The sequence below is a fragment of the Variovorax paradoxus genome (assembly GCF_009498455.1).
In the GTDB taxonomy this organism is placed as follows: Bacteria; Pseudomonadota; Gammaproteobacteria; order Burkholderiales; family Burkholderiaceae_C; genus Variovorax; species Variovorax paradoxus_H.
The window spans coordinates 2,968,295-2,994,413 of record NZ_CP045644.1 but is presented as its reverse complement, the minus strand read 5'-3'; the positions used below and the strand labels follow the sequence as shown (position 1 = coordinate 2,994,413).

The following is a 26,119-nucleotide window of genomic DNA, read 5'->3' as shown; positions in this document are numbered from 1 at the left end:
ACTGCCCCATGAACCTCCTTGCCCACCCCGAACTGCTCGAACTGCTGGCCGCGAGCCATGCGCTCGGCACGCTGCGCGGCGGCGCCCGCCGCCGCTTCGAAACCCTGGCGCGCGAGCAGGCGCCCGTGCGCGCCGCCGCGCTGGTCTGGCAGGGCCGGCTGGCCAGCATGACCGAGCTGCAGCAGCCCGTCACGCCCGACCCGGCCGTCTGGACCCGCATCCGCAACCTGATCGACGCCGAGCAGGCGCAGCAGGCCCTCGAGCGACAGCGCAACAAGGCCGCGCCCATCACCACACCCACGTCTCCATCGACTGGCGGCTGGCTGCGCAGCCTCGCGCTGTGGCGCGGCGCCGCCGCGGCCGGCGCGCTCGTGGCCGTGCTGGCCGTGGGCGTGGGCCTGAACCTGCGCGAGCAGCTGATCAACGCGCCCGCCGTGCAGTACGTGGCCGTGCTGTCCGACGACAAGGCCGCCGCCTCCATGCTCGTGACCTTCGACCCGAAGAAGAAGCAGCTCGTGCTGCAGCGCGTGGGCACCTTCCGCGAAGGCACCGACAAGTCGCTGCAGCTGTGGGCCCTGCCGCCCGGCGGCGCGCCGCGCTCGCTCGGCGTGCTCGACAATGCACCGGCGCTGCGGCTGGCCGCGTCGGAATCCGATGTGCGCGTGCCGGCGCTGGCAATCAGCCTGGAGCCCAAGGGCGGCGTCCCGAGCGCGGGCGGCCCGACCGGACCGGTGCTGTTCCATGGCCCGCTGATCGAAAAAACGCTCTGACCCTGTCCTGAATTTCCTGTCTCTTGTCCGTTCGATGCCTTCGATGAAATCCGTCCGCGCGGCGGCGCTGCTGCTGGCAGCCGCCCTCGCCTTCACCGCCCAGGCCCAGACCGCGGCCGCCGCCTTCCCCTACGAAGCCGACGGCACCGCGGCCGCCGACACCACCTCCGCGTACCTCGCCGCCAAGGCCCGCTGGCACAACGAACTGGCCGCCTTCGCGCGCGCCGACCAGGAACGCTTTCCGGCGCCGGGCGGCGTGGTGTTCGTGGGCAGCTCGACCGTGCGCATGTGGACCCGCCTCTCACAGGATTTTTCCCGCGTGCCGGGCGGCATCGTCAACCGCGGCTTCGGCGGCTCGACGCTGGCCGACTGCGCCCTGTTCGCGCGCGACCTCGTGGTGCGCTACAAGCCCCGGCAGGTGGTGCTCTACGCGGGCGACAACGACCTGGCCGAAGGCCACACGCCGCTGCAGGTGCTCGCCAGCTTCGCGCGCTTTGCCAACGCGGTGCGCGCCGAGCTGCCCGACGTGCGCATCAGCTTCATCTCGGTCAAGCCCAGCCCGTCGCGCGAGCAGCTCATGCCGCAGATCCGCGAGACCAACCACGTGATCTCGGCCTACCTGAACCTGCTGCCCAACAGCGAGTACATCGACATCCACACGCCGATGCTCGGCGCCGACGGTCGGCCGCGTCCCGAACTGTTTCGCGGCGACCGGCTGCACCTGACGGACGAGGGCTACCGGCTCTGGCAGTCGGTGGTGGCGCCGCATTTGCCGATGCCGCCTTCGGTGCCGGTCTCGCCTGCCAACGCGCCCTGATCAGGGCGGGGGCAGCAGGTCCTGGTATTCGGGGAGCGTGAGCAGCTCCAGGTCGGGGAACTTGCGCACCGCCTCCTTGATGTTCTTCAGCGTCTGCACCATGCGCGCACGCACCGTCTTGCGCACCCAGGCCTGGTCGTCGGGCGACAGGCTGCCCAGGTAGTAGGCGCCCGCCACGCAGCCGCCCAGGAAGTTCTCGGCCTTCGCCTTGCCTTCGTTGAGCCGCTTCGCGTGGACCTGGGCGATCACTTGCGCCAGGTCTGCGCCCGGTGCGGCCTTGCGCGCATCGCTCAACACGCTCATCGCGGGCCCGCTGCTCTCGAACGACGCGGGGTGGCAGTGGACCCACGACAGGAACATCCGGTCGGCCGCCGACTGACGGTCCGCCCCATCGAGGCCGATGCGCCCGCTCAGCTGTTTCGCCGCGTCGGCATGGCCGTGCTCGGCCCCGAGCCAGCGCCAGCGCAGGCCCTCGCTCCAGCCGGCGCCACGCCCGAGAAAAACCGCGAGGGATTCGTAGGCAGGCGGATAGCCCTCTGCCGCCGCCGAGCGAAGGCCTTCCATCGCGCGGGCGCGGGTCGCGGCATCGACCTCCGAGCCCAGCAGGAGCGCCGAACCACGGCGCACACGGCCAAGGGCGGAGCTGCTGTCGAGTGCGATTTCGCAGGCCGACGAGTAGTTCGGGCTGTAGCAATCCAGCCACCGCTGCACTTCCTGCTGCACCGCCTCCGGCAGCGCCGAATACGCCGCCGTGCCCCACGCCAGCACGCAAACCGCCAGCGCACGTTTCCAAACCACGGATTCGATCATCGCCCTCTCCCTCTTCTCAAAAAATCGAGCGGCGCCCCGGCCGCAGCCTACGCCGGCGCAGGCTGCGAAGGCACATCGTCCGCCGGCGGCGGCACGTCGGCGCCGCGCGTGAAGCGCGCCACGAAGTACATCCCCGCGAACACCGCCGCCAGCAGCAGGCCGTCGCCCCACCAGGGCCGCGCCATCTGGTTGTCGCCGTAGAAGGCCAGCACCAGCAGCACCGCCACGAGGTGCGCGCAGAACACCGGCAGCGAGGCCGAGCCCATGGCTTCGAGCCAGTGCAGGCGCGGGATCTTGCGCATGAGCCACGGCCCGAAGCCCACCGCCAGGATGCCGAGGGCGACGAGGTTCACGATCCGCAGCGGGCCGAGCTGCCACTTGTCGAACAGCAGGTTCAGTTCCACGTCGCCACCGAACGGCGCCTGGCCGTTGATGCCGGTGTGGCGCCAGTGGAAACCGTAGAGCGCGATGCCCGCCGCCAGCACCAGCAGCCAGGCCGGAAAGCGCAGCGGCCGGGCGTCGGGCGCGTTGCGGCTGGCGCCCAGGCACAGGCCGGCGAACCACAGGAACTGCCAGGCGTAGGTGTTGAAGGCGCCCATCTCGTGGAACGGCACCGGCACGCCGAGATAACGCACCGCCAGCCCGTAGACCCATTCGCTGAGCCCGAACTGCGCCATCGCCCAGACCGCGGCGCTGGCCACCATCACGAGCGTCCAGCCGTGGCGCATGGCGAAGGCCAGCACCCACGGGCTCATGAGCATGAAGAAGATGTACATCGGCAGGATGTCCAGCAGCGGCGGCTCGTAGATCAGCAGCAGCCCGAACAGGAAGCCGTCGCGCGGCTCCGCCAGGTAATAGGAGACAAGGTTCTTGACTGCCGGCTGGTCGATGTGCACGCCGAGCGCCGCGATCACGGTGAATAAAAACAGCAGGATCGCCGCCTGGCACAGGTAGACCTTGAGCACGCGCCGCCAGAAGGCCTGGCGCATCGAGTCGACCCCGCGCACGTGGCCGATGCGGCTGTAGACCAGCCCGGCCACGAAGGCCGACAGCAAGACGAAGCCCTCGGCGGCCGACACGAAGCCAAAAGGTTGACCCAGCGGGTCGGTCAGCCGCGTGGGAAGGTGGGTGACGGTCATCAGCACGAGCATCAGCCCGCGCAAGGCGTCTATTTCCCAGTAGCGTTTCATTCGGTCGGCGGCGAGGTCTTGGTGGCGGTCTGCGCAGCGCACGCACGACGTCGGTGATTGTAAGAAGACCGGCGTACGTCAACAGAACGCGCGCTCAAAGCACGCACGGCCTATGACGCTTGGCACTCCCGAAGCGCCATGCAAATCGGCTACGCTGCGCGCTGCCTCAAGGTGGAGAACTCCGTGAACCGTTTCATTCCGACATTGCTACTGGCCGCCGGCGCGCTCGCGGCGGGCCCGGGCTTTGCACTTCAGATCACCAGCCTGACCCCGCAGGGCGAAGTGGCGCGCGTGCGCCAGGTCGTCGCCAAATTCGATCAGGCGGCGGTCAACTTCGGCGACCCCAAGGCGCCCGCCCCGCTCACCGTGAGCTGCTCGGACGCACAGGCCGGCAAGGGCACCGGCCGCTGGACCGACGCCAAGGCCTGGGTCTACGACTTCGAGAACGACCTGCCGCCCGGCGTGCGCTGCTCGGTCACCCGCATTCCCACCTTCAAGCCGGCCGGCGGCGGCGAGCTCACCGGCCCCGAGCGCTATCAATTCAATAGCGGCGGCCCGTTCGTGCGCAACTACATGCCGGGCACCTACGCCCGCATCGACGAGCAGCAGATGTTCGTGCTCGAGCTCAACGGCGCGGCCACGATCGACAGCGTGCGCCAGAACGTCTGGTGCGCGGCCGACGGTGTCGGCGAACGCATTCCGGCCAAGCTGCTCGAGGGCGAGGCGCGCACCGAACTGCTCAAGGCCTTCCACCGTGAGAAGGAAGCCGCGAAAGACCCGCTGCGCTTCATCACGATGCAGTGCAACCGCACGCTCACGCCGGGCGCCAAGGTGCAGGTCGTCTACGGCAAGGGCGTGGCCACGCCGTCGGGCGTCGCCAACGCCACGGAACGCCGTTTCGATTACCAGGTGCGCGAGCCCTTCGCGGTGTCGTTCAGCTGCGAGCGCGAGAACGCGCAGGCCGCCTGCCTGCCGCTGCGCCCGATGCAGCTGCAGTTCAATGCGCCGGTGACGCGCAAGGTGGCGTCGCAGATCGAGCTCAAGGGCGACGGCAAGACGATCAAGGCCACGCTCGAGAGCGGCGGCGGCTCGCAGAACGACGACGACGTGGTCAACAGCGCGAGCTTCGGCCCGCCGCTGGCCGAGAGCGCGCAGTTCAGCATCGAACTGCCTTCCGGCTTCCAGGACGCCTCGGGCCGTCCGCTGGGCACGCCCGGCAGCTTTCCGCTGAAGGTGGCGACCGGCGCGATGCCGCCGCTGGCCAAGTTCGCGGCCTCGCCCTTCGGCGTGATCGAGCGCCTGGCCGAACCCGACACCCCGGCCATGATGCCGGTCACCGTGCGCCGCGTGGAGCCGCAGCTCATGGTGCAGGCGCTCACGCCCGGCAAGGTGAGCGACCTCAACCCCAAGACCGACGCCGAGATCATCGCGTGGTACCGCAAGGTGCGCCGCTACGACAACTACACGATCAGCCGCGACACCGCGCGCCGCGACGTGAAGGGCGCGCTGCCTCCGGTGATCGACAAGAACGAACGCTCGCACGTGCAGACCCGCATGCTGTCGCTGCTCGGCGGTCAGCCGGGCGTGAAGGCGCTCGACATGCCCAAGGCCGAGAGCGGTGACCCGCGCCCGTTCGAAGTCATCGGCATTCCGCTGACGCCGGGCTTCCACGTGCTCGAAATCGCCTCGCAGAAACTCGGCGAAGCCCTGCTCGACGAGCGCTACAACGCCGGCCGCACGATGTACGTGCGCACCACCGCGCTCGCCACCAACCTGGCCGTGCACTTCAAGCTGGGCCGCGAGAACTCGATGGCCTGGGTCACCACGCTCGACAAGGGCAAGGTGGTGGCGGGCGCCGAGGTGCGCGTGTCCAGCTGCGACGGCAAGGGCGTGGCCACCGGCACCACCGACGCCAGCGGCATCGTGATGCTCAACGGCGTGTCGCCCGATGCACCGAGCTGCAACGGCCCGAACGAATACGAGACCAGCGCCTGGTTCGTGAGCGCGCGCGCCAAGGACGACAAGGGCGTGGAAGACCTCGCCTTCACCTGGAGCGACTGGCAGCGCGGCATCGAGCCCTGGCGCTTCAACGTGCCCACCAGCCTGGACGTGCGCCCCGACGGCATCGCCCACACCATCTTCGACCGCACGCTGCTGCGCGCCGGTGAAACGGTGTCGATGAAGAGCCTGCTGCGCACGCAGACCAGCAAGGGCTTCGGCCTGCCGGCAGACCGGCCCGACACGCTGGTCGTCACCCACATGGGCAGCGGCCAGCGCTTCACCCAGCCGCTGCCCTGGCGCAAGACCGCCACCGGTGGCCTGAGCGCCGAGAACAGCTTTGCCATTCCGCCGGCCGCCAAGCTCGGCGTGTACCAGGTCGAGCTGCGCTCCGGCGACGGCACCAATGACGAAGGCAACAGCCGCAGCTACTCGACCGGCATCTTCCGCGTCGAGGAGTTCCGCCTGCCGGTGCTCGAAGGCCGCATCGCGCCCACCGACAAGAAACCGCTGGTGGCCGCCACGAGCGTGCCCACCGACGTGCAGATCAACTACGTGGCCGGCGGCGGCGCCGCCAACCTGCCGGTGCGCGTGTCGGCCATGGTGCGCGGCAAGGGCCTGAGCTTTTCCGACTACGACGCCTTCAGCTTCAACCCGCCGCGCGCTTCAGGCGACGGCAGCGAAGCCGCCACGGCCGCCGACACGGGCGCCGGCGAGGAAGACCTCAACAGCGTGAACGACACCCGCGTGATCGCCGACAAGCTGCCGCTCACGCTCAACAAGGACGGCGCCGGCAAGGTCACGATCGACAAGGTGCCCAAGGTGAAGGCCGCGCGCGAGCTGCTGCTCGAAGCCACGTATGCCGACCCGAATGGCGAGGTGCAGACCCTCCGCAGCACGCAGACGCTGTGGCCCGCGTCGGTCATTGCCGGCATCAAGACCGAAGGCTGGGTCTCGACCAGCCAGAAGCTCAAGTTCCAGGCGCTCGCGCTCGACCTCACGGGCAAGCCCCAGGCCGGCGTGACGCTCAACGTGCGCGCCGTGGCGCGCATCACCACCACCAGCCGCAAGCGCATGGTGGGCGGCTTCTACACCTACGACAACAAGACCGAGACCAAAGACATCGGCACCGTCTGCACCGGCAAGAGCGATTCGCGCGGCCTGCTGCTGTGCGAATCGGAGCTGAAGGAAGCCGGCGAGGTCGAGTTGATCGCCAGCGCCACCGACAGCGACGGCCGCAGCGCCAGCGCGGTGAGCTCGGTCTACGTGACCAAGCAGGGCGAACTCTGGTTCGGCGGCGAGGACAACGACCGCATCGACGTGCTGCCCGAGAAGAAGAGCTACCAGCCCGGCGAGGTCGCCAAGTTCCAGGTGCGCAGCCCGTTCCGCTTTGCGACCGCACTGGTGGCCGTGGAACGCGAAGGCATCATCGAGACGCACGTGGTGCAGCTCGACGGCAAGGACCCGACCGTCTCGCTGCAGGTCAAGCCCGAGTGGGGCCCGAACGCCTACATCAGCGTGCTCGCGCTGCGCGGGCGCCTGCGCGAAGTGCCGTGGTACAGCTTCTTCACCTGGGGCTTCAAGGCGCCGCGCGAGTGGTGGACCGCCTTCTGGTACGAAGGCAAGGAATACGTCGCGCCCACGGCCATGGTCGACCTGAGCAAGCCCGCCTACCGCCTGGGCATGGCCGAGATCCGCGTGGGCACGCGCGCGCACCAGCTCGACGTGACCGTCACCAGCGACAAGCCCAGCTACCCGATCCGCAGCAAGGCGCAGGTCACCATCACCGCCAAGCTGCCCGACGGCAAGCCGGCCGCCGGTGCCGAAGTGGCGCTGGCCGCGGTCGACCAGGCGCTGCTGGAGCTCATGCCCAACGACAGCTGGAACCTGCTCAACGCGATGCTGCAGCGCCGCAGCTGGGGCGTGAGCACCTCCACCGCGCAGATGGAAATCGTCGGCCGGCGCCACTACGGTCGCAAGGCCGTGCCCGCGGGCGGCGGCGGCGGCAAGGGCCAGACGCGCGAGCTGCTCGACACCCTGCTCGTGTGGAACCCGAAGATCGTGCTCGACGCCAACGGCCAGGCCGTGGTGACGGTGCCGCTGAACGACGCGCTCACCACCTTCAAGATCGTGGCCGTGGCCGATGCGGGCACCAGCCTGTTCGGCACCGGCCAGGCCAGCATCCAGGCCACGCAAGACCTGCAGATCATCAGCGGCCTGCCGCCGCTGGTGCGCGAGGACGACCAGTTCCGCGCGCAGATCACCCTGCGCAACACCACGCAGAAGCCGATGAAGGTGGAAGCCACGCCGCGCGCCACGCTGCTCACGCTCGAAACGCAGACCGTCGACATTCCGGCCGGCGAATCGCGCGAGGTGGCCTGGAACGTGACCGCGCCCGCGCAGCTCGCGCAGACGCGCGCCGAAGCCATCCTGTGGGAGATCGAGGCCAAGGACACGGTCGGTGGCGCGCGCGATGCGCTCAAGGTGCGCCAGCGCATCGTGCCCGCCGTGCCGCTCACGGTGCAGCAGGCCACGCTGGTGCAGATCGACGGGCCGTTCACGCTCGACGTGGCACCGCCCGCCGACGCCCTGCCCGGCCGCGGCGGCCTGAAGATGTCGCTGCAGCCCAAGCTGGCCGAAGGCCTGCCGGGCGTGCGCGACTGGTTCGCCAACTACCCCTTCAGCTGCCTCGAGCAGAAGACCAGCAAGGCGGTCGGCCTGCGCGACGCGAAGATGTGGCAGGGCGTGCTGGCCACGCTGCCCACCTACCTGGACAGCGACGGCCTCGCCAGCTACTTCCCGCCGCGCGACGGCGAAGCCAACCGCGGCAGCGACATCCTCACGTCGTACCTGCTTGCGGCCACGCACGAAGCGGCCCAGCTCAACCCGGCCTTCGCGCTCGCCGACGACGCGCGCGCACCGATGGAATCGGGTCTGATCGCGTTCGTCGAAGGCCGCGTCACGCGCGAGTTCTGGAGCCCGCGCAAGGACCTGGACGTGCGCAAGCTCGCCGCGCTCGAAGCACTCTCGCGCTACGGCAAGGCCAAGGGCAGCATGCTCGGCAGCATCACCATCGCGCCGAACCAGTGGCCCACCAGCGCGGTGATCGACTGGCTCAACATCCTCAAGCGCGTGAACGACGTGCCGCAGCGCCAGCAGCGCCTGGACGAAGCCAACAACGTGCTGAAGGCGCGCCTCTCGTACCAGGGCACCAAGCTCATCTTCAGCACCGAGCAGGACGACTACTGGTGGTGGCTCATGACCAACGGCGACGTCAACACCGCGCGCCTGCTGCTCACGGTGATGGAAGACCCGGCCTGGAAGGACGACATCGGCAAGCTCGCCAACGGCTTCATCGGCCGCCAGCAGAACGGCGCGTGGCACACCACCACCGCCAACCTGTGGGGCGGACTGGCGCTGGAGAAATTCAGCAAAGTGTTCGAGAGCACGCCGGTGGCCGGCGTCACGGCCGCCACGCTGGGCGCGGTGAAGGCGCAGGTCGACTGGAGCAAAGTCGAGCGCGTGAAAGCCAGCGACGCGTCCGGCGCCCCGAACCAGACCACCATGTTCGGTGCGCCCGCCTCGCCGGGCAACCTGCGCAACAACACCATGTTCCTGCCGTGGGCCACATCGCCTTCCGGCGCATCGGTGCGCGACACGCTGCTGGTCACGCAGCAAGGCACCGGCAAGCCGTGGCTCACGCTGCAGTCGCTGGCTGCCGTGCAGTTGAAGGCGCCGTTCGCGGCGGGCTACGCGCTGAAGAAGACCATCACCCCGGTCGAGCAGGCCGTGGCCGGCAAGTACACGCGCGGCGACGTGCTGCGCGTGAGCATCGAGGTCAACGCCAGCACCGACATGACCTGGGTCGTGATCAGCGACCCGATCCCGGGCGGCGCCACCATCCTGGGCAGTGGCCTGGGCCGCGACTCGCAGATCGCCACGCAGGGCGAGAAGAAGAGCGGCTCCGGCTGGCCGGCGTTCGAAGAACGCAGCTTCGAGGCCTTCCGCAGCTACTACGAGTACCTGCCCAAGGGCGTCGTGAAGATGGAATACACCGTGCGCCTGAACAACGTCGGCGACTTCGCCCTGCCGCCGAGCCGCGTGGAAGCGATGTACGCGCCCGAGATGTTCGGCGAGACGCCGAATGCGCGGGTGAAGGTGGAGGCGGCGAAGTAACGCAACCACTGAGGACAACGGTGAAGGCGGGCCGTCATCCCGCCTTCACCGGTCCTCGTCACCATCGCAGCGAACCCACCAACTGGAGAACCCCATGGGCCTGGCCATTGGCGTCGGCATCCTCGCCGACCTGATCGAGAACGATCCCGAGAGCGTCGAACACTTCGAGGCCGATTTCGCCGCCGCGAACCGCAAGCTCGCCGAAGCCGGCCTGCCGCCACACGTCGAGCCCCGCACCTTGCCGCCGCTCGAATCCCGCGCGCCGCTCGACGGCCTGCCTTACTCGTTCATCCACTACCTGCGCCGCGCCTACGCGCACCGCGTGACGACGCCCGGCTGGATGGCCACACCGCTGCCGGAAGACGTCGACCCCACAGAAGACGAGACGCTCGAAGACGTGGCAAACATGTTCGAAAGCCACCTGCTGTGCCACTCCGACGCGGAAGGCTTCTATCTGCCGATCGACTTCGAGGACGTGATCTTTGCCGAGGAAGACGAGACCGACCTGCCCGGCGGCATGCTCGGCTCGTCGTACCGCCTGCTCGAAGAATTGGTGCTGGTCGCCCCGGCGCTCGGCATCGCGCTCTCGGACGGCGAGCTGTCGGACGAGGAAGCCGCGCGGCTCGGCGACAGCATGGGAGAGGACGAAGGCCTCTACCGGGAGATCGAGTCGTGGCTGCTGCTGTATGAATCGGCGCGGCTGAGCATCGCGCACAAGACGGCGATCGTTTTCACCTGAGAGGCATCACTGCCGGATCCAGAGGCCATGTTCGAGACCACCATCCACTGGGTTCGCGGCATACCGCCGCATCGGCTGGGCCTGATGGCACGCCCGCGCGGCGGTGACTCGCTGCGCGAGGAGGTGGCGTCCTGGCAGCGTGCCTCGCTGAACATCGTGGTCTCCCTGCTCGAGGCGCAGGAGATCAGGGCGCTTGAACTCGACGACGAGCCTGCGCTCTGCGCCGAGCATGGGATCGTCTTCCGGCATTTCCCGATTCCGGACCACGGCATCCCGCCATCGCAACGGGAGGCGGCGGCCCTCATTGCCGAACTGGGCGTCGAACTGGCGAGCGGAAAGGCCATCGCGATTCACTGCCACGCAGGCATCGGCCGCACGGGCCTCATCGCGGGCAGCCTGCTCCACGGGCTCGGCGTTCCGGGCCAGAACATCTTCCACCTGCTGAGCCGCTCCCGGGGCATCGACATGCCCGATACATCGGAGCAGGCGGAATGGGTCGCGCAGTACGTTTTCGGCACCCGCGGCCCACCGCCTCCATGAAGAAGTCCCTCCGCATCGGTCGCGCGCCGGTCGATCCACAAGCGTCGTCGAGAAGCGCGCACGACGGATCACTCTCGTGCCCCAAGCCCTGGGACGCACTCGAAGAAACTGCCACGCCCGGCGTCCGGTACTGCAGCGATTGCCGCAAGAACGTGTTCCAGGTGGACACCGAGCAAGAGGTGCGCGAGGCCGGCCTGCTGGACCGCTGCGTCGCGATCGCAGACGACAGCGCCTACGGCCGCACACACGACGGCGCAGCGAACACTCCTCCCATGACACGCCCTCAAAACCGCATTCACTTCGCCGGCAACCCCTGGCCCGAAGGCCATCCCGTCAAGGAATTCCGCTGGACCGCGTCCGTGCGGGACAACGAGGTCTGGTTCGACCTGCACCTGCGCAGCGCAGACTACGACGCCGAGCGCGAGATCGACGAGCCCGAAGACGAGGACATCGACCACCCGTCCGATTGGGAGGCACCCGGGGTCTGGAACAACTACCACCGCTGCACGCTGTCGTCGACCGCCTGGGGCGACGGCGGCGGCTTCGCGGTCTGCGCACTGCCCGACTTCAGCCTGGCGCGAATCGACGGGCTCGAGGTCAGCATCGACGCGCCACCGCCCGACGACACGGAAGACAACGTCTTTCACATCTACCTGCTCGGGCACGACGCCGCGGCCCACCATCGCATCCGCTTCGACCGCATCGCGGGCACCGACCGCTTCCACATCACGTGGGCCGGAAAGATCGCGCTGGCCTACACGGGCGACTACGCATACAGGTACGACTTCAGCGCGCAGCTGCACGACATCGAAGCGCCGCGCATTCCCGCATGAACTGCAGAGTCCATTCCTCATGACCCGCCTCCTCGAAATTCGCATCTACCGCCTCAAGCCCGGCACCCTCGACGACTTCCACCGCACGATGCATGAACGCTCGGTGCCCATGCTGCGCAGCAAGGGCATGGACGTGGTGAGCTACGGCAAGTCGGACCACGAGGAAGAGAGCTACTACCTCGTGCGCGCCTACGCGAGCCGCGAAGCGCTGGAGTCCGAACAGGCCGCGTTCTACGGTTCGACCGAATGGCGCGAGGGCCCGCGCAGCGCGCTGGTCGATCGCATCGAGACCTACCTGAACACGCTGCTGTGGCTCTCGCCGGAGGGCGTCGACAGTCTGCGCGCGCTCAACGGGCCGGCGCGGTAAACGCCTGTCGACGCCGCGCGGTGCGCGGGCCTACACTGCGCCTCCCGTCATTCCCCGACCTCACTGGAGAAACGCATGAACACCCAGCAAATCGCCGCGAAGCTCGTGGCGCTGTGCAAAGCAGGGACCTTCGATGAAGCCCTGGCGCTCTATGCGCCAGAGGCCGTCAGCGTCGAGGCCAGCGCACCGCCCGGCATGTCGCGCGAGTCGGTGGGGCTCTCGGCGATCCGCGCCAAGGGCGAATGGTGGGTGGCCAACCACAAGGTGCATTCGTTCCAGGTGGCCGGCCCCTGGCCGCACGACGACCGCTTCATCGTCGGTTTCCGCTTCGACGTGACGATGAAGCCCACGGGCCAGCGTTTCACGATGGAAGAGATGGCGCTGTACACCGTCAAGGACGGCAAGATCGTGCGCGAAGAGTTCTTCTACGAAGGCAGCTGATCGGGTGTCCCCGGGCCTCCCGCAGGCCTTCCCCGGCGGGTGCTGCGCAAGAAGATCGGGTTCGCTAGACTGGCCGCGCGGCCCCTGCGCCGCGTCTGACCGGAGCATCCGCCATGTGCCGCAGCATCAAGACCCTCTACAACTTCGAGCCCCCTGCCACCGAGCAGGAAATCCGCGCCGCCGCGCTGCAGTTCGTGCGCAAGCTCAGCGGCTTCAGCGTGCCCTCGCGCGCCAACGAGCAGGCCTTCGAGCGTGCCGTCGACGAGGTGGCCGCCACGGCCGGGCGGCTGATCGAATCGCTGGTGACCACGGCCGAGCCGCGTGACCGCGAGGTAGAGGCCGAGCGCGCCAAGGCGCGGTCCGCACTGCGCTTCGGTGCGCCAACCTCGACGTCGGACGCATGAAAAAGACTTCGTTCCCGCGCTGAATGGCGCGCCCTTCCCATTCCTTCAGGAGCATCCGTCCCCATGCCCATCGAACTCTGGCTCGCCTTCGTCGCTGCCTCCGCGTTGCTCCTCATCATTCCGGGGCCGACCATCCTCACGGTGATCAGCTATTCGATGTCGCACGGCCGCCGCGCCAACGTGCCATTGGTGGCCGCCGTGGCGCTGGGCGATTCGACTGCGCTGGTGGTGTCGCTGCTGGGCCTGGGCGCGCTGCTGGCCACGTCGGCGTTCTGGTTCACGGTGGTGAAGTGGGTCGGCGGCTTGTACCTGCTGTACCTGGGCATCAAGCTGCTGCGCGCCGGCATCTCGCCCACCGAGACCGCCGCGCCGGCCGCGCCCGCCTCGCGCTGGCGCCTGTTCGCCAACACCTACCTGGTGACGGCGCTGAACCCCAAGGGCATCGTGTTCTTCGTGGCCTTCCTGCCGCAGTTCATCCGCCCGGGCGCCGACGTGTCGCAGCAGATGTGGGTGCTGGCGCTGACCTTCGTGGCGCTGGCGACGCTCAATGCCACGCTCTATGCCGTGTTCGCGAGTTCGGCGGGCCGGCTGCTCGCCTCGCCGCGCGCGCAGCGGCGCTTTCACCTGGCAGGCGGCTCGCTGCTGAGCGCGGCCGGCCTGTGGGCGCTGATGGCGCGCCGCACTGCCTGAGTACACGTCCGGCACACAAAAAAAGACCGCGGGGCTGTGCGCCTCGCGGTCTTTCTTTTTGGGGTTTCAGCCCCGGTATCAGTTGCGATACGGGTTGTTCGGACGGCGGTCGTAGCGATTGGGCACGCCGTCGTTGTCGCGGTCGCGGTCATAACGGTTGGGCACGCCATCACGGTCGCGGTCGTAGCCATGGCCGCGCGGGGGCGGGCCCCGGTCGTAGGGCGCGACCACGCAACCAACCAGGATGGCCGAGGCGGCCAGCAGAAGCGCGAGTGTTTTTGTCATGCGAAGTTCTCCTTGGGTGAGCTGTACGGTCGGGCGCGCCTGCTGCGAACCCGTACCGTATTGAAGACCACCTGCGTGCGCATCGGGTTTCCAGATGCGGTGGCTTGTGTGAAGTTCGTTACCGGATGTGGAACCTTTGCCTGCGCTTGAGCACGCCGTAGCGACGTGGCACGATCCGCCCCGATGAGCGCCACGCAGCCCCAACCCTCCTTGCCCGACCTCGCACGGCTGCGCCGCGTGCGTGACCGCATCGACCGCGAGCACGCGCAGCCGCTCGACGTGGAAGCGCTCGCGCGCGACGCGAACATGTCGGCCGGGCACCTCAGCCGCCAGTTCCGGCTGGCGTATGGCGAGTCGCCCTACGCGTACCTGATGACGCGGCGCATCGAGCGCGCGATGGCGCTGCTGCGCCGTGGCGACCTCAGCGTGACCGAGGTCTGCTTCGAGGTCGGCTGCGCATCGCTGGGCACCTTCACCACGCGCTTCACCGAGCTGGTCGGCGTGTCGCCCGGCGTCTACCGGCGCGAGGCGGCGCAGGCCACGGCGGGCATGCCGGCGTGCATCGCCAAACAAGTGACGCGGCCGATCAGGAATCGAGAAGCGCGAAACCCCACCTCGCACCTAGCATGACGGCCCGACACCACTACGGACCCTCGTCACCATGAACCTCAGCATCCATTCGAGCTTTCTCCCGCACACCGACCCCGAGGCCTCGCTGGCCTTCTACCGCGACACCCTCGGCTTCGAGGTGCGCAACGACGTCGCCTATGGCGGCATGCACTGGATCACGGTCGGCCCGGCCGGCCAGCCCGCCACCTCCATCGTGCTGTACCCGCCGGCCGCCACGCCCGGGCTCACCGACGACGAGCGCCGCACCATCGCCGAGATGATGGCCAAGGGCACCTTCGCCTCGCTGCTGCTGGCCACGCCCGACCTCGAAGGCACCTTCGATCGGCTGCAGGCCCGCAACACCGAGATCGTGCAGGAGCCCACCGACCAGCCCTACGGCGTGCGCGACTGCGCGGTGCGCGACCCGGCGGGCAACCTGATCCGCATCCAGCAGACGCGCTGAGCCGGCCCACCAGCGCCGCGGCCCCCTGACCTCCTGCACGGGCGCCGCCGCCGTGGCGGCCCCGTGTCCCTTCCAAAGACGAAAGACCCGATGAGCAGCAAGGCCCCGAAGAAGGACGCAAAAGCCACCAAGAGCACGAACAGCACGAAGGACGCGAAGGACACGAGCGGCCGGCACGCCGCCGACCACCACGACCTCATCCGCGTGCAGGGCGCGCGCGTGAACAACCTGAAGGACATCAGCGTCGAGCTGCCCAAGCGGCGGCTCACGGTGTTCACGGGCGTCTCGGGCTCGGGCAAGAGTTCGCTGGTGTTCGGCACCATCGCGGCCGAGTCGCAGCGGCTCATCAACGAAACCTACAGCGCCTTCGTGCAGGGCTTCATGCCGACGCTGGCGCGGCCCGAGGTCGACGTGCTCGACGGCCTGACGACCGCGATCATCGTGGACCAGGAGCGCATGGGCGGCGACCCGCGCTCCACCGTCGGCACCGCGACCGACGCCAACGCGATGCTGCGCATTCTGTTCAGCCGCCTGGGCAAGCCGCACATCGGCTCGCCCAGCGCCTTCGCCTTCAACGTGCCCTCGGTGAAAGCCACCGGCGCCATCACCGTGGAACGCGGCAACGCCAAAACGGTCAAGCAGACCTTCAGCCGCACCGGCGGCATGTGCCCGCGCTGCGAAGGCCGGGGCGCGGTCACCGCCTTCGACCTCACGGCCTTCTACGACGACAGCAAGTCGCTCAACGAAGGCGCGCTCACCATCCCGGGCTTCAGCATGGAGGGCTGGTACGGGCGCATCTTCAACGGCTGCGGCTTCTTCGATCCCGACAAGCCGATCCGCAAGTTCACCAAGAAAGAGCTCGACGCCCTGCTCCACAAAGAGCCGACCAAGATCAAGGTCGACGGCATCAACCTCACCTACCTGGGCCTCATTCCGCAGGTGCAGAAGTCGTTCCTGGCCAAGGACGTCGAGGCGATGCAGCCGCACATCCGCGCCTTCGTGGAACGGGCCGTGACCTTCACCACCTGCCCCGAATGCGGCGGCACGCGGCTCAGCGAAGGGGCGCGCTCGTCGCGCATCAAGAAGCTCAACATCGCCGAGGCCTGCGCGATGCAGATCAGCGACCTCGCCGTGTGGGTGCGCGGCCTGAACGAGCCCTCGGTGGCGCCGCTGCTCGCCAAGCTGGCGCACACGCTCGATTCGTTCGTCGAAATCGGCCTCGGGTACCTCAGCCTCGACCGCCCCTCGGGCACGCTCTCGGGCGGCGAGGCGCAGCGCGTGAAGATGATCCGCCACCTGGGCTCCTCGCTCACCGACGTGACCTACGTCTTCGACGAGCCGACCATCGGCCTGCACCCGCACGACATCCAGCGCATGAACGAGCTGCTGCTGCGGCTGCGCGACAAGGGCAACACGGTGCTGGTGGTGGAGCACAAGCCCGAGGCCATCGCCATCGCCGACCACGTCGTCGACCTCGGCCCCGGCGCGGGCGCGGCGGGCGGCACGGTCTGCTTCGAGGGCACCGTCGAAGCACTGCGCACCAGCGGCACGCTCACGGGCCGGCACCTGGACGACCGGGCCGCGCTGAAGAAGAAGGTGCGCCAGGCCACGGGTGCGCTGCCGATCCGCGGCGCCAAGGCGCACAACCTGCGCAACGTCGACGTCGACATTCCGCTGGGCGTGCTGGTGGTCGTGACCGGCGTCGCGGGCTCGGGCAAGAGCTCGCTGGTGCACGGCTCGATTCCGGCCGGCGCGGGCGTGGTGGCGGTCGACCAGGGCGCGATCCGCGGCTCGCGGCGCAGCAACCCGGCCACCTACACCGGCCTGCTCGACCCGATCCGCAACGCCTTCGCCAAGGCCAACGGCGTGAAGCCGGCCCTGTTCAGCGCCAACTCCGAAGGCGCCTGCCCCACCTGCAACGGCGCGGGCGTGATCTACACCGACCTGGCGATGATGGCCGGCGTGGCCACCGTCTGCGAAGAGTGCGAGGGCAAGCGCTTCCACGCCTCGGTGCTCGAACACCGCTTCGGCGGGCGCGACATCAGCGAGGTGCTCGCGATGCCGGTGACCGAGGCCGCGGCCTTCTTCGGCGAAGGCCCGGCGCGCACGCCGGCCGCCCACGCCATCCTGGAGCGCCTGGCCGACGTGGGCCTGGGCTACCTGAGCCTGGGCCAGCCGCTCACCACGCTGTCGGGCGGCGAGCGCCAGCGGCTCAAGCTGGCCACGCACATGGCCGAAAAGGGCGGCGTGTACGTGCTCGACGAGCCGACCACCGGCCTGCACCTGGCCGACGTGGCGCAGCTGTTGGCCCTGCTCGACCGGCTGGTCGATGCGGGCAAGTCGGTCATCGTCATCGAGCATCACCAGGCGGTGATGGCGCACGCCGACTGGATCATCGACCTCGGCCCCGGCGCCGGCCACGACGGCGGGCGCGTGGTCTTCGAAGGCACGCCGGCCGACCTGGTCGCGAAACGCGCCACGCTCACCGGCCAGCATCTCGCGGCGTACGTCCGCACCTGACGCGCCCGCGTGTGAAGGGCGCCCCGAAAGCATCGCGGAGAATGGGCCGTCCCCGCTTTGCCTGCCGCCCTGCGGCCCCGTCTGCTGCGATGCCTCTTGCGTTCTCGTTTTCTTCCACCGCCCGGCACACCCTGGCCGTGGTCCTGCTGACGGCAGCCGCCGCACCCTCCGCCTGGGCGCTGGCCAGCTTCGAGGAAGTGAAGCGCGACTTCCGCTCCTCCGAAACCGCCGTGCTCGACCGCCAGGGCGAGTTGCTGCATCGCGTGCGCACCGACCCCACGGTGCGGCGCGGCCAGTGGACCGCGCTGGCCGACGTGTCGCCCGCGCTGCGCGCCGCGATGCTGCTGAGCGAAGACAAGCGCTTCTACGAACACAGCGGCGTCGACTGGCGCGCCGCCTCGGCCGCGGCCTGGGGCAACCTGTGGAACACGCGCACGCGCGGCGCCTCGACCATCACCATGCAGCTCGCGGGCCTGCTCGACGACGACCTGCGCCGCGCGGCGGGCGGGCGCAGCTTCAGGCAGAAGATCGGCCAGACCGTGGCCGCCACGCAGCTGGAGCGCCGCTGGCGCAAGGACCAGATCCTCGAGGCCTACCTGAACACGGTGCCCTTCCGCGGCGAGATCGTCGGCATCGACGCGCTCTCGCGCACGCTCTTCAGCAAGGCCCCGAGCGGGCTCGACGCGCGCGAGGCCGCCGTGGCCGCCGCGCTGGTGCGCGCGCCCAACGCCCGCCCGGCGCTGGTGGCGCAGCGCGCCTGCGAGGTGCTGCGCGTGATGGAGCCCGGCGCCAGGACCGACTGCGAGGCGCTCGACATGTTCACCAGCGCGGTGGTGCAGCGGCGCGCATTCGAGCCCAACGAAGGCATCGCGCCGCATGCCGCGCGGCGGGTGCTGCGCGAGTTGCGTGGTGCCGCGGATGAAAAGTCCACCGCACCCGTCAGCGTCCGCACCACCTTGCGCGCGCCGCTGCAGCGCTACGCGCTCGACAGCCTGCAGCGCCACCTGCGCGAGCTGCGCGACCGCCACGTCGAAGACGGCGCGCTCGTGGTGCTCGACAACGCGAGCGGCGAGGTGCTGGCCTGGGTCGGCTCCTCCGGTCCGCTGAGCCAGGCCGCCGAGGTGGACGGCGTGACCGCGCTGCGCCAGCCCGGCTCCACGCTCAAGCCGCTGCTGTACGCGCAGGCCATCGCCGAGAAGCGCATCACGGCCGCTTCGCTCATCGAGGACTCGTCGGCGCAGATCAGCACCGCGAGCGGCCTCTACATTCCGCAGAACTACGACCGGCGCTTCAAGGGCCCGGTGTCGGCGCGCACCGCGCTGGCCGCCTCGCTCAACGTGCCGGCCGTGCGCACGCTGGTGATGGTGTCGCCCGAAGCCTTCGCGCGCGAGCTGCGCGCCGCCGGCCTGCCGCTGCGCGAGAGCGGCGACTACTACGGCTACAGCCTGGCGCTCGGCAGCGCCGAGGTGTCTCTGCTGTCGCTGGCCAATGCCTACCGCATGGTGGCGAACGGCGGACGCTTCGGCGCGACCACGCTCACGCCGCGCCCACCTGCGCCGGCCAGCAAGCAGAAGCCCGCCGAGGCCGCGCCGCTGCTCGATCCGCGCGCCGCCTTCATCGTCGGCGACATCCTTTCGGACCCGAACGCGCGTACCCGCACCTTCGGGCTGGACAGCATCCTCTCGACCCGCTTCTGGACCGCCGTGAAGACCGGCACCAGCAAGGACATGCGCGACAACTGGGCCGTGGGCTGGTCGCAGCGTTACACGGTCGGCGTGTGGGTCGGCAACGCGAGCGGCGCCTCGATGTGGGACGTGAGCGGCACCAGCGGCGCCGCGCCCGTGTGGGCCGAGGTGATGCGCTTCCTGCACGCCCGCGAACCCAGCCGCGCGCCCACGCCGCCCGCCGGACTGGTCGAGGCGCCCGTGAGCTTCGGCCCCGGCGCCGACGGCAGCCCGCTCGAAGCGGCGCGCAGCGAATGGTTCTTGCAGGGCACCGAGCAGCCGCTGTTCGCGCTCGACACCGGCATGGCGAGCGATGCGGCCTCGGCGCGCATCACGGCGCCGTCCGACGGCACGATCCTCGCGCTCGACCCCGACATTCCGCCGCTGCGCCAGCGCGTGCGTTTCGAGTCCGAAGGGCGCGGCGTGCAGTGGCGCATCGATGGCAAGTTCCACGCGCGCGGCAACAGCGCGCAATGGCTGCCATGGCCGGGCCGGCACCTGATCGAGTTGGTCGATGCGAGCGGCAAGGTGGTTGATCAGCGCCGCGTCGAAGTGCGCGGTGCGGGTGTGGTGGCAGCAAAGGGAGCGCGCCGATGAACGGACGAATGTTGATGCCTCGCTGGCTATCGCTGAGCCTGGCCTTGCTGGTCGTGCTGTGCCTCGCAGGCCCTCGTGTCGCGCAGGGCAAGCCCGTGCCGGTGCCCGCGATGAGTTCGCGCGTGGTCGACCTCGCACAGGCGCTGGCGCCCCGCGAGGCCGATGCGCTGCGCCAGCAGATCGCCGACATCCAGAGCCGCACCGAGGCCCAACTCGCGGTGCTCATCGTGCCGACCACGGGCGAAGACACCATCGAGGCCTACGCCACGCGCGTGTTCGCCAAATGGCGGCTGGGCCGCAGCGAGGCCGACGACGGCATCCTGCTGCTCGTGGCGCAGAAAGACCGGCGCATGCGCATCGAGGTCGGCGCCGGGCTCGAAGGCACGGTGACCGACATCCAGGCGGCCCGCATCATCGACCGCGAGATGGCGCCGCGCTTTCGCGAGGGCGACTTCGGCGGCGGTGTGCAGTCGGCGGTGGGCGCGCTCGCGCGGCTGCTCGACGGCGAGGTGAGCTTCGTCGCGCCCGAGTCGCAGCAGATCGCCGTGGACCACGCCGCCGCACCCGCCCCCGCACCCGACGACGAGAAAACCACCAGCCTGACGAGCGGCGGCAAGGTCACACCCGAAGGCTGGAGCCTGCTGGGCGTGCTGCTGTGGGGCCTGGGCCTGGGCATCTACCACGGCCGCGGCATCGAGCGCGACCCGCCGCGCGGCACCTCGGCCTCGCGGCGTGCCGAAGAGAAAAAACGCAAGAGCACGCGCAAAGGCAGTGCGGGCCCCGAGCCCTGGGCCGACGCGCTGGCGGCCATGAAGCCCGAACCGGCGCGTGCGCGCCCTGCCCCGCGCGACCTGCGCCTGGTGCTCGGCCTGCTCGGGGCCGGCCCGCTGGCAGCCGGCGCTGCGCTGCTGAATCCGCCCATCGCGCTGGTGCTGGCGATGCCGGCGATCTTCGGCTACGGCCTGGGCTTTCTCTGCGGCATGTCGCGCACGGCGGCCATCTTCATGGGCGGCTTCGTGGCCGTGATCGCGTCGCTGGTCGCCATCGCATTCACGGTCGGCGCCGAGCGCTTCTGGTGGGGCTTTCTGTGGGCGCTGTGCATCGGCGGCGTGACGCTGTTCGCGGTGGTCATCCTGCGCTGCATGGTCAACACCTTCCAGCGCAGCGTGGTCAGCTTCTTCGTCCGGCTGGTCATCGTGGCGGGCATCTGCGGCTACGTGTTCCATGAAACCTCGCCCGGCCCGGTGCCGGACACCTCGTGGATTCCCATCGCGCTGGCGGCGTTCTTCTCGATGCTGATCGGCTTCCTGCCGCCCGGCGTCTGGGAATCGGGCAGCAGCGACGATGACGACAGCGGCTGGAGCAGCAGCAGTTCGTCATCGTCGTCCTCCTCGTCTTCGGACAGCGGCGGTTCAAGCAGCGGCGGCGGCGCTTCGGGCAGCTGGTGATCCGGTCGGCGGCCGGGCTTCATGCCCCTCCCGCCGACTGCGGCTTTTTGACAATGGTTAAATTCATCCAATCATTCAATGAATAAGCCGGCCTGACCCATGCTCGTCCAACCTCCCCGCACCTCCCTGGCCGACGCCGCCGCGAACAGCATCCGCACCGAGATCGCCGCAGGCCGCTGGCCCATCGGCTCGCGCATTCCCATCGAACCGCAGCTGGCGCAGCTGCTGGGCGTGAGCCGCGGCACGGTGCGCGAGGCGGTGAAGACGCTGGTCTCGCGCGGCCTGCTCGAGGTGCGCCAGGGTTCGGGCACCTACGTGCGCTCGGGCTTCGACCCTTCGGCCAGCCTGCAGAAGCTGCGCCTGGCGAGCTTGCGCGACCAGTTCGAGGTGCGCCGCGCGCTCGAGGTCGAAGCCGCCCGGCTCGCCGCCGTGCGCCACACTGCGAAAGACCTGCGCCGTCTCAACGCCCTGCTCGACAAGCGCGGCCAGCCCGATGCGGCCGACGGCGGCGCCGCCTTCATCGAGCGCGACCTGGCCTTTCACCTGGCCATCGTCGATGTGTCGGGCAACCTGGCGCTGGTCGAGACCTGCCGCTTCATCACCGGCTACATCAAGGAAACCATCGCCAGCACGCTGAGCACCAGCCTGCCCGAGCCCGACGAGGCGGCGCACCGCGCCATCGTCGAGGGCATTGCCAGCGGCGACCCCGCGCGTGCGGCCGCCGCCGTGCGCGACCTGATGGCGCCGACGATGCACGTCCTGGCGCTGGGCACCGCATGAACTCCATGACCTTGCCCACGGGTGCGGCCACCACGGCGCGCACCCAGGCGGCGCCATCCAGCGCCGAAGAACTGCTGATCGACGCCGAGGTCGACAGCCTGCCCGCGCCGCGCCCCACACCGACACCCAGCCGGGGCCGCCAACTGCTGCTTGGCCTCACGGTGGTGCTCATCGCCTTCAACCTGCGGCCGGTGTTCGCCAGCCTGTCGGTGGTGCTGCCGGAGATCATCCGCGCCACCGGCCTGTCGGCCACCGCCGCGAGCCTGCTGACCACGCTGCCGATCGTCTGCCTGGGCGTGTTCGCGCCGATGGCGCCCTGGCTCGGCCGCCGCTTCGGCACCGAGCGCACGCTGCTGGGCTGCATGGTGCTGATCGGCGTGGGCACGCTGCTGCGCGGCACCGGCAACATCCCGCTGCTGTTCCTGGCCTCGGCCATCGCGGGCAGCGGCATCGCGGTGTCGAACGTGCTGCTCTCGGGCCTGGTGAAGCGCGACTTCGCCAAGCAGGCCGCGCTGATGATGGGCCTGTACACCATGGCCGTGTGCGGCGGCGCCGCCAGCGCCGCGGGCCTCACGGTGCCGCTGGAGCACGCGCTGGGCGGCGGCTGGACGCTGGCGCTCGCCATGTGGGCCGTGCCGGCCGCGCTGGTCACCTTCATCTGGGCACCGCAGGCGCTGCCGCTCAAGCCGGTGGCGAGCGAATCAGGCTTCACCGTGCGCGGCCTGTGGCGCGACCGGCTGGCCTGGCAGGTCACCTTCTTCATGGGGCTGCAATCGGCTCTGGCGTACATCGTGATGGGCTGGCTCGCGCCGATCCTGCGCGAGCGCGGGCTCAGCGGCGAAATGGCCGGCTACGTGGTGTCGCTGTCGGTCATGACGCAGGTCGTGACCTGCCTCGTGGTGCCCGCACTGGCCGTGAAGCTGCGCAACCAGCGCGCGCTGGCGGTGGTGCTGTCGGCGATGACCGTGGCGGCCATGCTGGCCATGCTGTTCGCGCCGCTCGACGCCCCCGGCGGCATGTGGACCTGGGCCGTGGTGCTCGGCATTTCGCAGGGCGGCACCTTCGCGCTGGCGCTCACCATGATCGTGCTGCGCTCGCCCGATTCGCACATCGCCGCGCACCTGTCGGGCATGGCCCAGGGCGTGGGCTACATGGTGGCGGCCTTCGGCCCGCTGCTGGCCGGCCTGCTGCACGGCTGGACCGGCAGCTTCCACGCCTCGGCCTGGCTGTTCGTCGGCCTGGGCGTGGCGCTGGTCATCGCGGGGCTGGGCGCCGGGCGCACGCTGCATGTGGGCGCGGTGACGGTGCCGCGCCACTGAACGGCGGTCGTCAGCGGTACAGGGCCCCGTCGCAGAAGGCCGCGCGCTCGGTCTTCGCGAGCCCCGGCAGCGGGGTCATCGGGGTTTCTCCGACCGCGCCCCGGCCCGACCGGGCGACAATGGGGGGCTCCGGCGAAAGTCCATTTCGCCCAATGAAATTTCAGCCCTCTCGACAACCCAGAACCTACGGAAGCAAGCGCATGAGCACGAAGCAACCCACCATCGTCTACACCCTCACCGACGAGGCGCCGCTGCTGGCGACCTACGCCTTCCTGCCCATCGTGCGCGCCTTCACCGCGCCGGCCGGCATCAACGTGACGACGAGCGACATCTCGGTGGCCGCCCGCGTCCTGGGCGAGTTCCCCGAGTTCCTGAGCGACGACCAAAAGGTGCCCGACAACCTGGCCGAACTGGGCAAGCTCACGCTGCGGCCTGACGCCAACATCATCAAGCTGCCCAACATCAGCGCCTCGGTGTCGCAGCTCAAGTCGGCCATCAAGGAGCTGCAGGGCAAGGGCTACAAGATTCCCGACTACCCGGAGAACCCGACCTCGGACGAGGACAAGGACATCCGCACGCGCTACAACAAGTGCACCGGCAGCGCCGTGAACCCCGTGCTGCGCGAAGGCAACTCCGACCGCCGCGCGCCCCGCGCCGTGAAGGAATACGCCCGCAAGAACCCGCACAGCATGGCCGAGTGGAGCCAGGCCTCGCGCTCGCACGTCTCGCACATGCACGGCGGCGACTTCTATCACGGCGAAAAGTCCATGACCCTGGACCGCGCGCGCAACGTCAAGATGGAACTGATCACCAAGAGCGGCAAGACCATCGTGCTCAAGCCCAAGGTGGCCCTGCTCGACCGCGAGATCATCGACTCCATGTTCATGAGCAAGAAGGCCCTGCTGGCCTTCTATGAAAAGGAAATCGAAGACGCGCACAAGACCGGCGTCATGTTCTCGCTGCACGTCAAGGCCACCATGATGAAGGTCTCGCACCCCATCGTGTTCGGCCACTGCGTGAAGATCTTCTACAAGGAAGCCTTCGAGAAACACGGCAAGCTGTTCGACGAGCTGGGCATCAACGTCAACAACGGCATGGTCGACCTGTACAACAAGATCGCCACGCTGCCCCAGAGCACGCAGGACGAGATCAAGCGCGACCTGCACGCCTGCCACGAAGGCCGCCCCGAGCTGGCCATGGTCGACTCGGCCAAGGGCATCACCAACTTCCACTCGCCCAACGACGTGATCGTGGACGCCTCGATGCCCGCCATGATCCGCAACGGCGGCAAGATGTGGGGCGCCGACGGCCGCCTGAAGGACGTCAAGGCCGTGATGCCCGAATCGACCTTCGCCCGCATCTACCAGGAGATCATCAACTTCTGCAAGTGGCACGGCGCCTTCGACCCCAAGACCATGGGCACCGTGCCCAACGTCGGCCTCATGGCCCAGAAGGCCGAAGAGTACGGCTCGCACGACAAGACCTTCGAAATCGCCGAAGACGGCGTGGCCAACATCACCGACCTGGACACCGGCGAAGTGCTGATGAGCGAAGACGTGGAGAAGGGCGACATCTGGCGCATGTGCCAGGTCAAGGACGCCGCCATTCGCGACTGGGTGAAGCTGGCCGTCAACCGCGCACGCAACTCCGGCATGCCGGTCGTGTTCTGGCTCGACGCCTACCGCCCGCACGAGGCGCAGCTGATCACCAAGGTCAAGATGTACCTGCACGAGCACGACACCACGGGCCTGGACATCCAGATCATGAGCCAGGTGCGTGCCATGCGCTACACGCTGGAGCGCGTCGTGCGCGGCCTGGACACCATCAGCGCCACCGGCAACATCCTGCGCGACTACCTGACCGACCTGTTCCCCATCATGGAACTGGGTACCTCCGCCAAGATGCTGTCGATCGTGCCCCTGATGGCCGGCGGCGGCATGTACGAGACCGGCGCGGGCGGCTCGGCCCCCAAGCACGTGCAGCAGCTGGTGGAAGAAAACCACCTGCGCTGGGATTCGCTCGGCGAATTCCTCGCGCTGGCAGTGAGCCTGGAAGACCTGGGCCTGAAGACCGGCAACGCGCAAGCCAAGATCCTGTCCAAGACGCTCGACGCGGCCACGGGCCAGCTGCTCGACAACAACAAGAACCCGTCGCCCAAGACCGGTCAGCTCGACAACCGCGGCAGCCAGTTCTACCTGGCCATGTACTGGGCCCAGGAACTCGCCGCGCAGACCGAGGACAAGGACCTGCAAGCCAAGTTCAAGAAGCTCGCCGAGGCGCTCACCGCCAACGAAAAGAAGATCGTCGACGAACTCGCGGCCGTGCAGGGCAAGCCCGTGGACATCGGCGGCTACTACCTGGCCGACAAGGCCAAGTACGAAGCCGTGATGCGCCCCAGCCCCACGCTGAACGCGGTGCTGGCCCCGGCGGTCTGATCCCGCTGCGCCTGCGTCTTCCGGGTCTGTGCTGACCCGGAAGCCTTCCTACCAACGGCCTGTTGCTCGCGCGGCAGGCCGTTTGTCTTTGCATTTGTCTTTGCGTCTGCCGCCGTGCAGCGCGAAACTAGACGTCGATTCCCCGCCCCCTATTCCACTGCAAA

General features: G+C 69.1%; 21 protein-coding genes. 18 read left to right on the top strand and 3 right to left on the bottom strand.

Annotation, left to right across the window (positions count from 1 at the left end; all coding sequences use genetic code 11):
- The first annotated feature begins 8 nt into the window (after positions 1–8).
- Positions 9–770, top strand: a complete 762-nt coding sequence (locus tag GFK26_RS13705) for an anti-sigma factor domain-containing protein (protein ID WP_153282430.1) — start codon at positions 9–11, stop codon at positions 768–770.
- A gap of 43 nt (positions 771–813) precedes the next feature.
- A complete protein-coding gene (locus GFK26_RS13700; protein ID WP_153282429.1) occupies positions 814–1,587 on the top strand; it encodes an SGNH/GDSL hydrolase family protein in 774 nt (257 codons plus the stop codon).
- Here the strand turns inward: GFK26_RS13700 and GFK26_RS13695 are convergent, their stop codons facing one another.
- A complete protein-coding gene (locus GFK26_RS13695) occupies positions 1,588–2,397 on the bottom strand; it encodes a hypothetical protein (RefSeq protein ID WP_153282428.1) in 810 nt (269 codons plus the stop codon).
- 47 nt (positions 2,398–2,444) lie between these two features.
- Positions 2,445–3,587, bottom strand: coding sequence for an OpgC domain-containing protein (gene opgC / locus GFK26_RS13690; RefSeq protein WP_153282427.1), 1,143 nt, complete (start codon positions 3,585–3,587; stop codon positions 2,445–2,447).
- Positions 3,588–3,770: 183 nt separating this feature from the next.
- Between opgC and GFK26_RS13685 the strand changes: the two genes are divergently transcribed.
- From GFK26_RS13685 to GFK26_RS13650, 8 genes are all read left to right on the top strand, one after another.
- Positions 3,771–9,761 carry an alpha-2-macroglobulin family protein gene (locus GFK26_RS13685; protein ID WP_153285964.1) on the top strand — a complete coding sequence of 1,997 codons (5,991 nt, stop codon included), beginning with the start codon at positions 3,771–3,773 and terminating at the stop codon, positions 9,759–9,761.
- Positions 9,762–9,855: 94 nt separating this feature from the next.
- Positions 9,856–10,500, top strand: a complete 645-nt coding sequence (locus GFK26_RS13680; RefSeq protein WP_153282426.1) for a hypothetical protein — start codon at positions 9,856–9,858, stop codon at positions 10,498–10,500.
- Between the two features lie 27 nt (positions 10,501–10,527).
- Positions 10,528–11,040 carry a tyrosine-protein phosphatase gene (locus GFK26_RS13675; RefSeq protein WP_153282425.1) on the top strand — a complete coding sequence of 171 codons (513 nt, stop codon included), beginning with the start codon at positions 10,528–10,530 and terminating at the stop codon, positions 11,038–11,040.
- On the top strand, positions 11,037–11,873 hold the full coding sequence (locus GFK26_RS13670) for a hypothetical protein (protein WP_153282424.1): 837 nt from the start codon (positions 11,037–11,039) through the stop codon (positions 11,871–11,873). Before GFK26_RS13675 ends, GFK26_RS13670 begins: the two co-directional genes overlap by 4 nt.
- A 19-nt stretch (positions 11,874–11,892) precedes the next feature.
- A complete protein-coding gene (locus tag GFK26_RS13665; RefSeq protein WP_153282423.1) occupies positions 11,893–12,240 on the top strand; it encodes an NIPSNAP family protein in 348 nt (115 codons plus the stop codon).
- Between the two features lie 75 nt (positions 12,241–12,315).
- The gene (locus tag GFK26_RS13660; RefSeq protein WP_153282422.1) at positions 12,316–12,681 is read left to right on the top strand and encodes a nuclear transport factor 2 family protein; all 366 of its coding nucleotides are present in this window, start codon (positions 12,316–12,318) and stop codon (positions 12,679–12,681) included.
- 113 nt (positions 12,682–12,794) lie between these two features.
- Positions 12,795–13,085, top strand: a complete 291-nt coding sequence (locus GFK26_RS13655) for a DUF2277 domain-containing protein (RefSeq protein WP_153282421.1) — start codon at positions 12,795–12,797, stop codon at positions 13,083–13,085.
- A gap of 63 nt (positions 13,086–13,148) precedes the next feature.
- Positions 13,149–13,775: a LysE family translocator gene (locus GFK26_RS13650; RefSeq protein ID WP_153282420.1), complete on the top strand. Its 627-nt coding sequence runs from the start codon at positions 13,149–13,151 to the stop codon at positions 13,773–13,775.
- A 78-nt stretch (positions 13,776–13,853) separates the two neighbouring features.
- Here GFK26_RS13650 and GFK26_RS13645 read toward each other — a convergent pair whose 3' ends face one another.
- Positions 13,854–14,060 carry a hypothetical protein gene (locus GFK26_RS13645; RefSeq protein ID WP_153282419.1) on the bottom strand — a complete coding sequence of 69 codons (207 nt, stop codon included), beginning with the start codon at positions 14,058–14,060 and terminating at the stop codon, positions 13,854–13,856.
- A gap of 183 nt (positions 14,061–14,243) precedes the next feature.
- On the opposite strand from GFK26_RS13645, the gene GFK26_RS13640 reads away from it, so the two are divergent.
- From GFK26_RS13640 to GFK26_RS13605, 8 genes are all read left to right on the top strand, one after another.
- Complete coding sequence (locus tag GFK26_RS13640) at positions 14,244–14,690, top strand: helix-turn-helix transcriptional regulator (protein WP_153282418.1); 447 nt, start codon at positions 14,244–14,246, stop codon at positions 14,688–14,690.
- Between the two features lie 31 nt (positions 14,691–14,721).
- Positions 14,722–15,132 (top strand): VOC family protein, encoded by a 411-nt coding sequence (locus GFK26_RS13635; RefSeq protein WP_153282417.1) that lies wholly within the window; start codon positions 14,722–14,724, stop codon positions 15,130–15,132.
- Between the two features lie 90 nt (positions 15,133–15,222).
- Positions 15,223–17,652, top strand: a complete 2,430-nt coding sequence (locus tag GFK26_RS13630; RefSeq protein ID WP_228122011.1) for an ATP-binding cassette domain-containing protein — start codon at positions 15,223–15,225, stop codon at positions 17,650–17,652.
- Between the two features lie 89 nt (positions 17,653–17,741).
- The gene (pbpC, locus tag GFK26_RS13625) at positions 17,742–19,973 is read left to right on the top strand and encodes a penicillin-binding protein 1C (protein WP_153282416.1); all 2,232 of its coding nucleotides are present in this window, start codon (positions 17,742–17,744) and stop codon (positions 19,971–19,973) included.
- A gap of 14 nt (positions 19,974–19,987) precedes the next feature.
- The gene (locus GFK26_RS13620; protein WP_228122010.1) at positions 19,988–21,421 is read left to right on the top strand and encodes a TPM domain-containing protein; all 1,434 of its coding nucleotides are present in this window, start codon (positions 19,988–19,990) and stop codon (positions 21,419–21,421) included.
- 99 nt (positions 21,422–21,520) lie between these two features.
- Positions 21,521–22,201: a FadR/GntR family transcriptional regulator gene (locus GFK26_RS13615; protein WP_153282415.1), complete on the top strand. Its 681-nt coding sequence runs from the start codon at positions 21,521–21,523 to the stop codon at positions 22,199–22,201.
- A gap of 5 nt (positions 22,202–22,206) precedes the next feature.
- Positions 22,207–23,520 (top strand): CynX/NimT family MFS transporter, encoded by a 1,314-nt coding sequence (locus GFK26_RS13610; RefSeq protein WP_153285961.1) that lies wholly within the window; start codon positions 22,207–22,209, stop codon positions 23,518–23,520.
- Between the two features lie 200 nt (positions 23,521–23,720).
- Positions 23,721–25,955: an NADP-dependent isocitrate dehydrogenase gene (locus tag GFK26_RS13605; RefSeq protein WP_153282414.1), complete on the top strand. Its 2,235-nt coding sequence runs from the start codon at positions 23,721–23,723 to the stop codon at positions 25,953–25,955.
- The last annotated feature ends 164 nt before the right edge of the window (positions 25,956–26,119 follow it).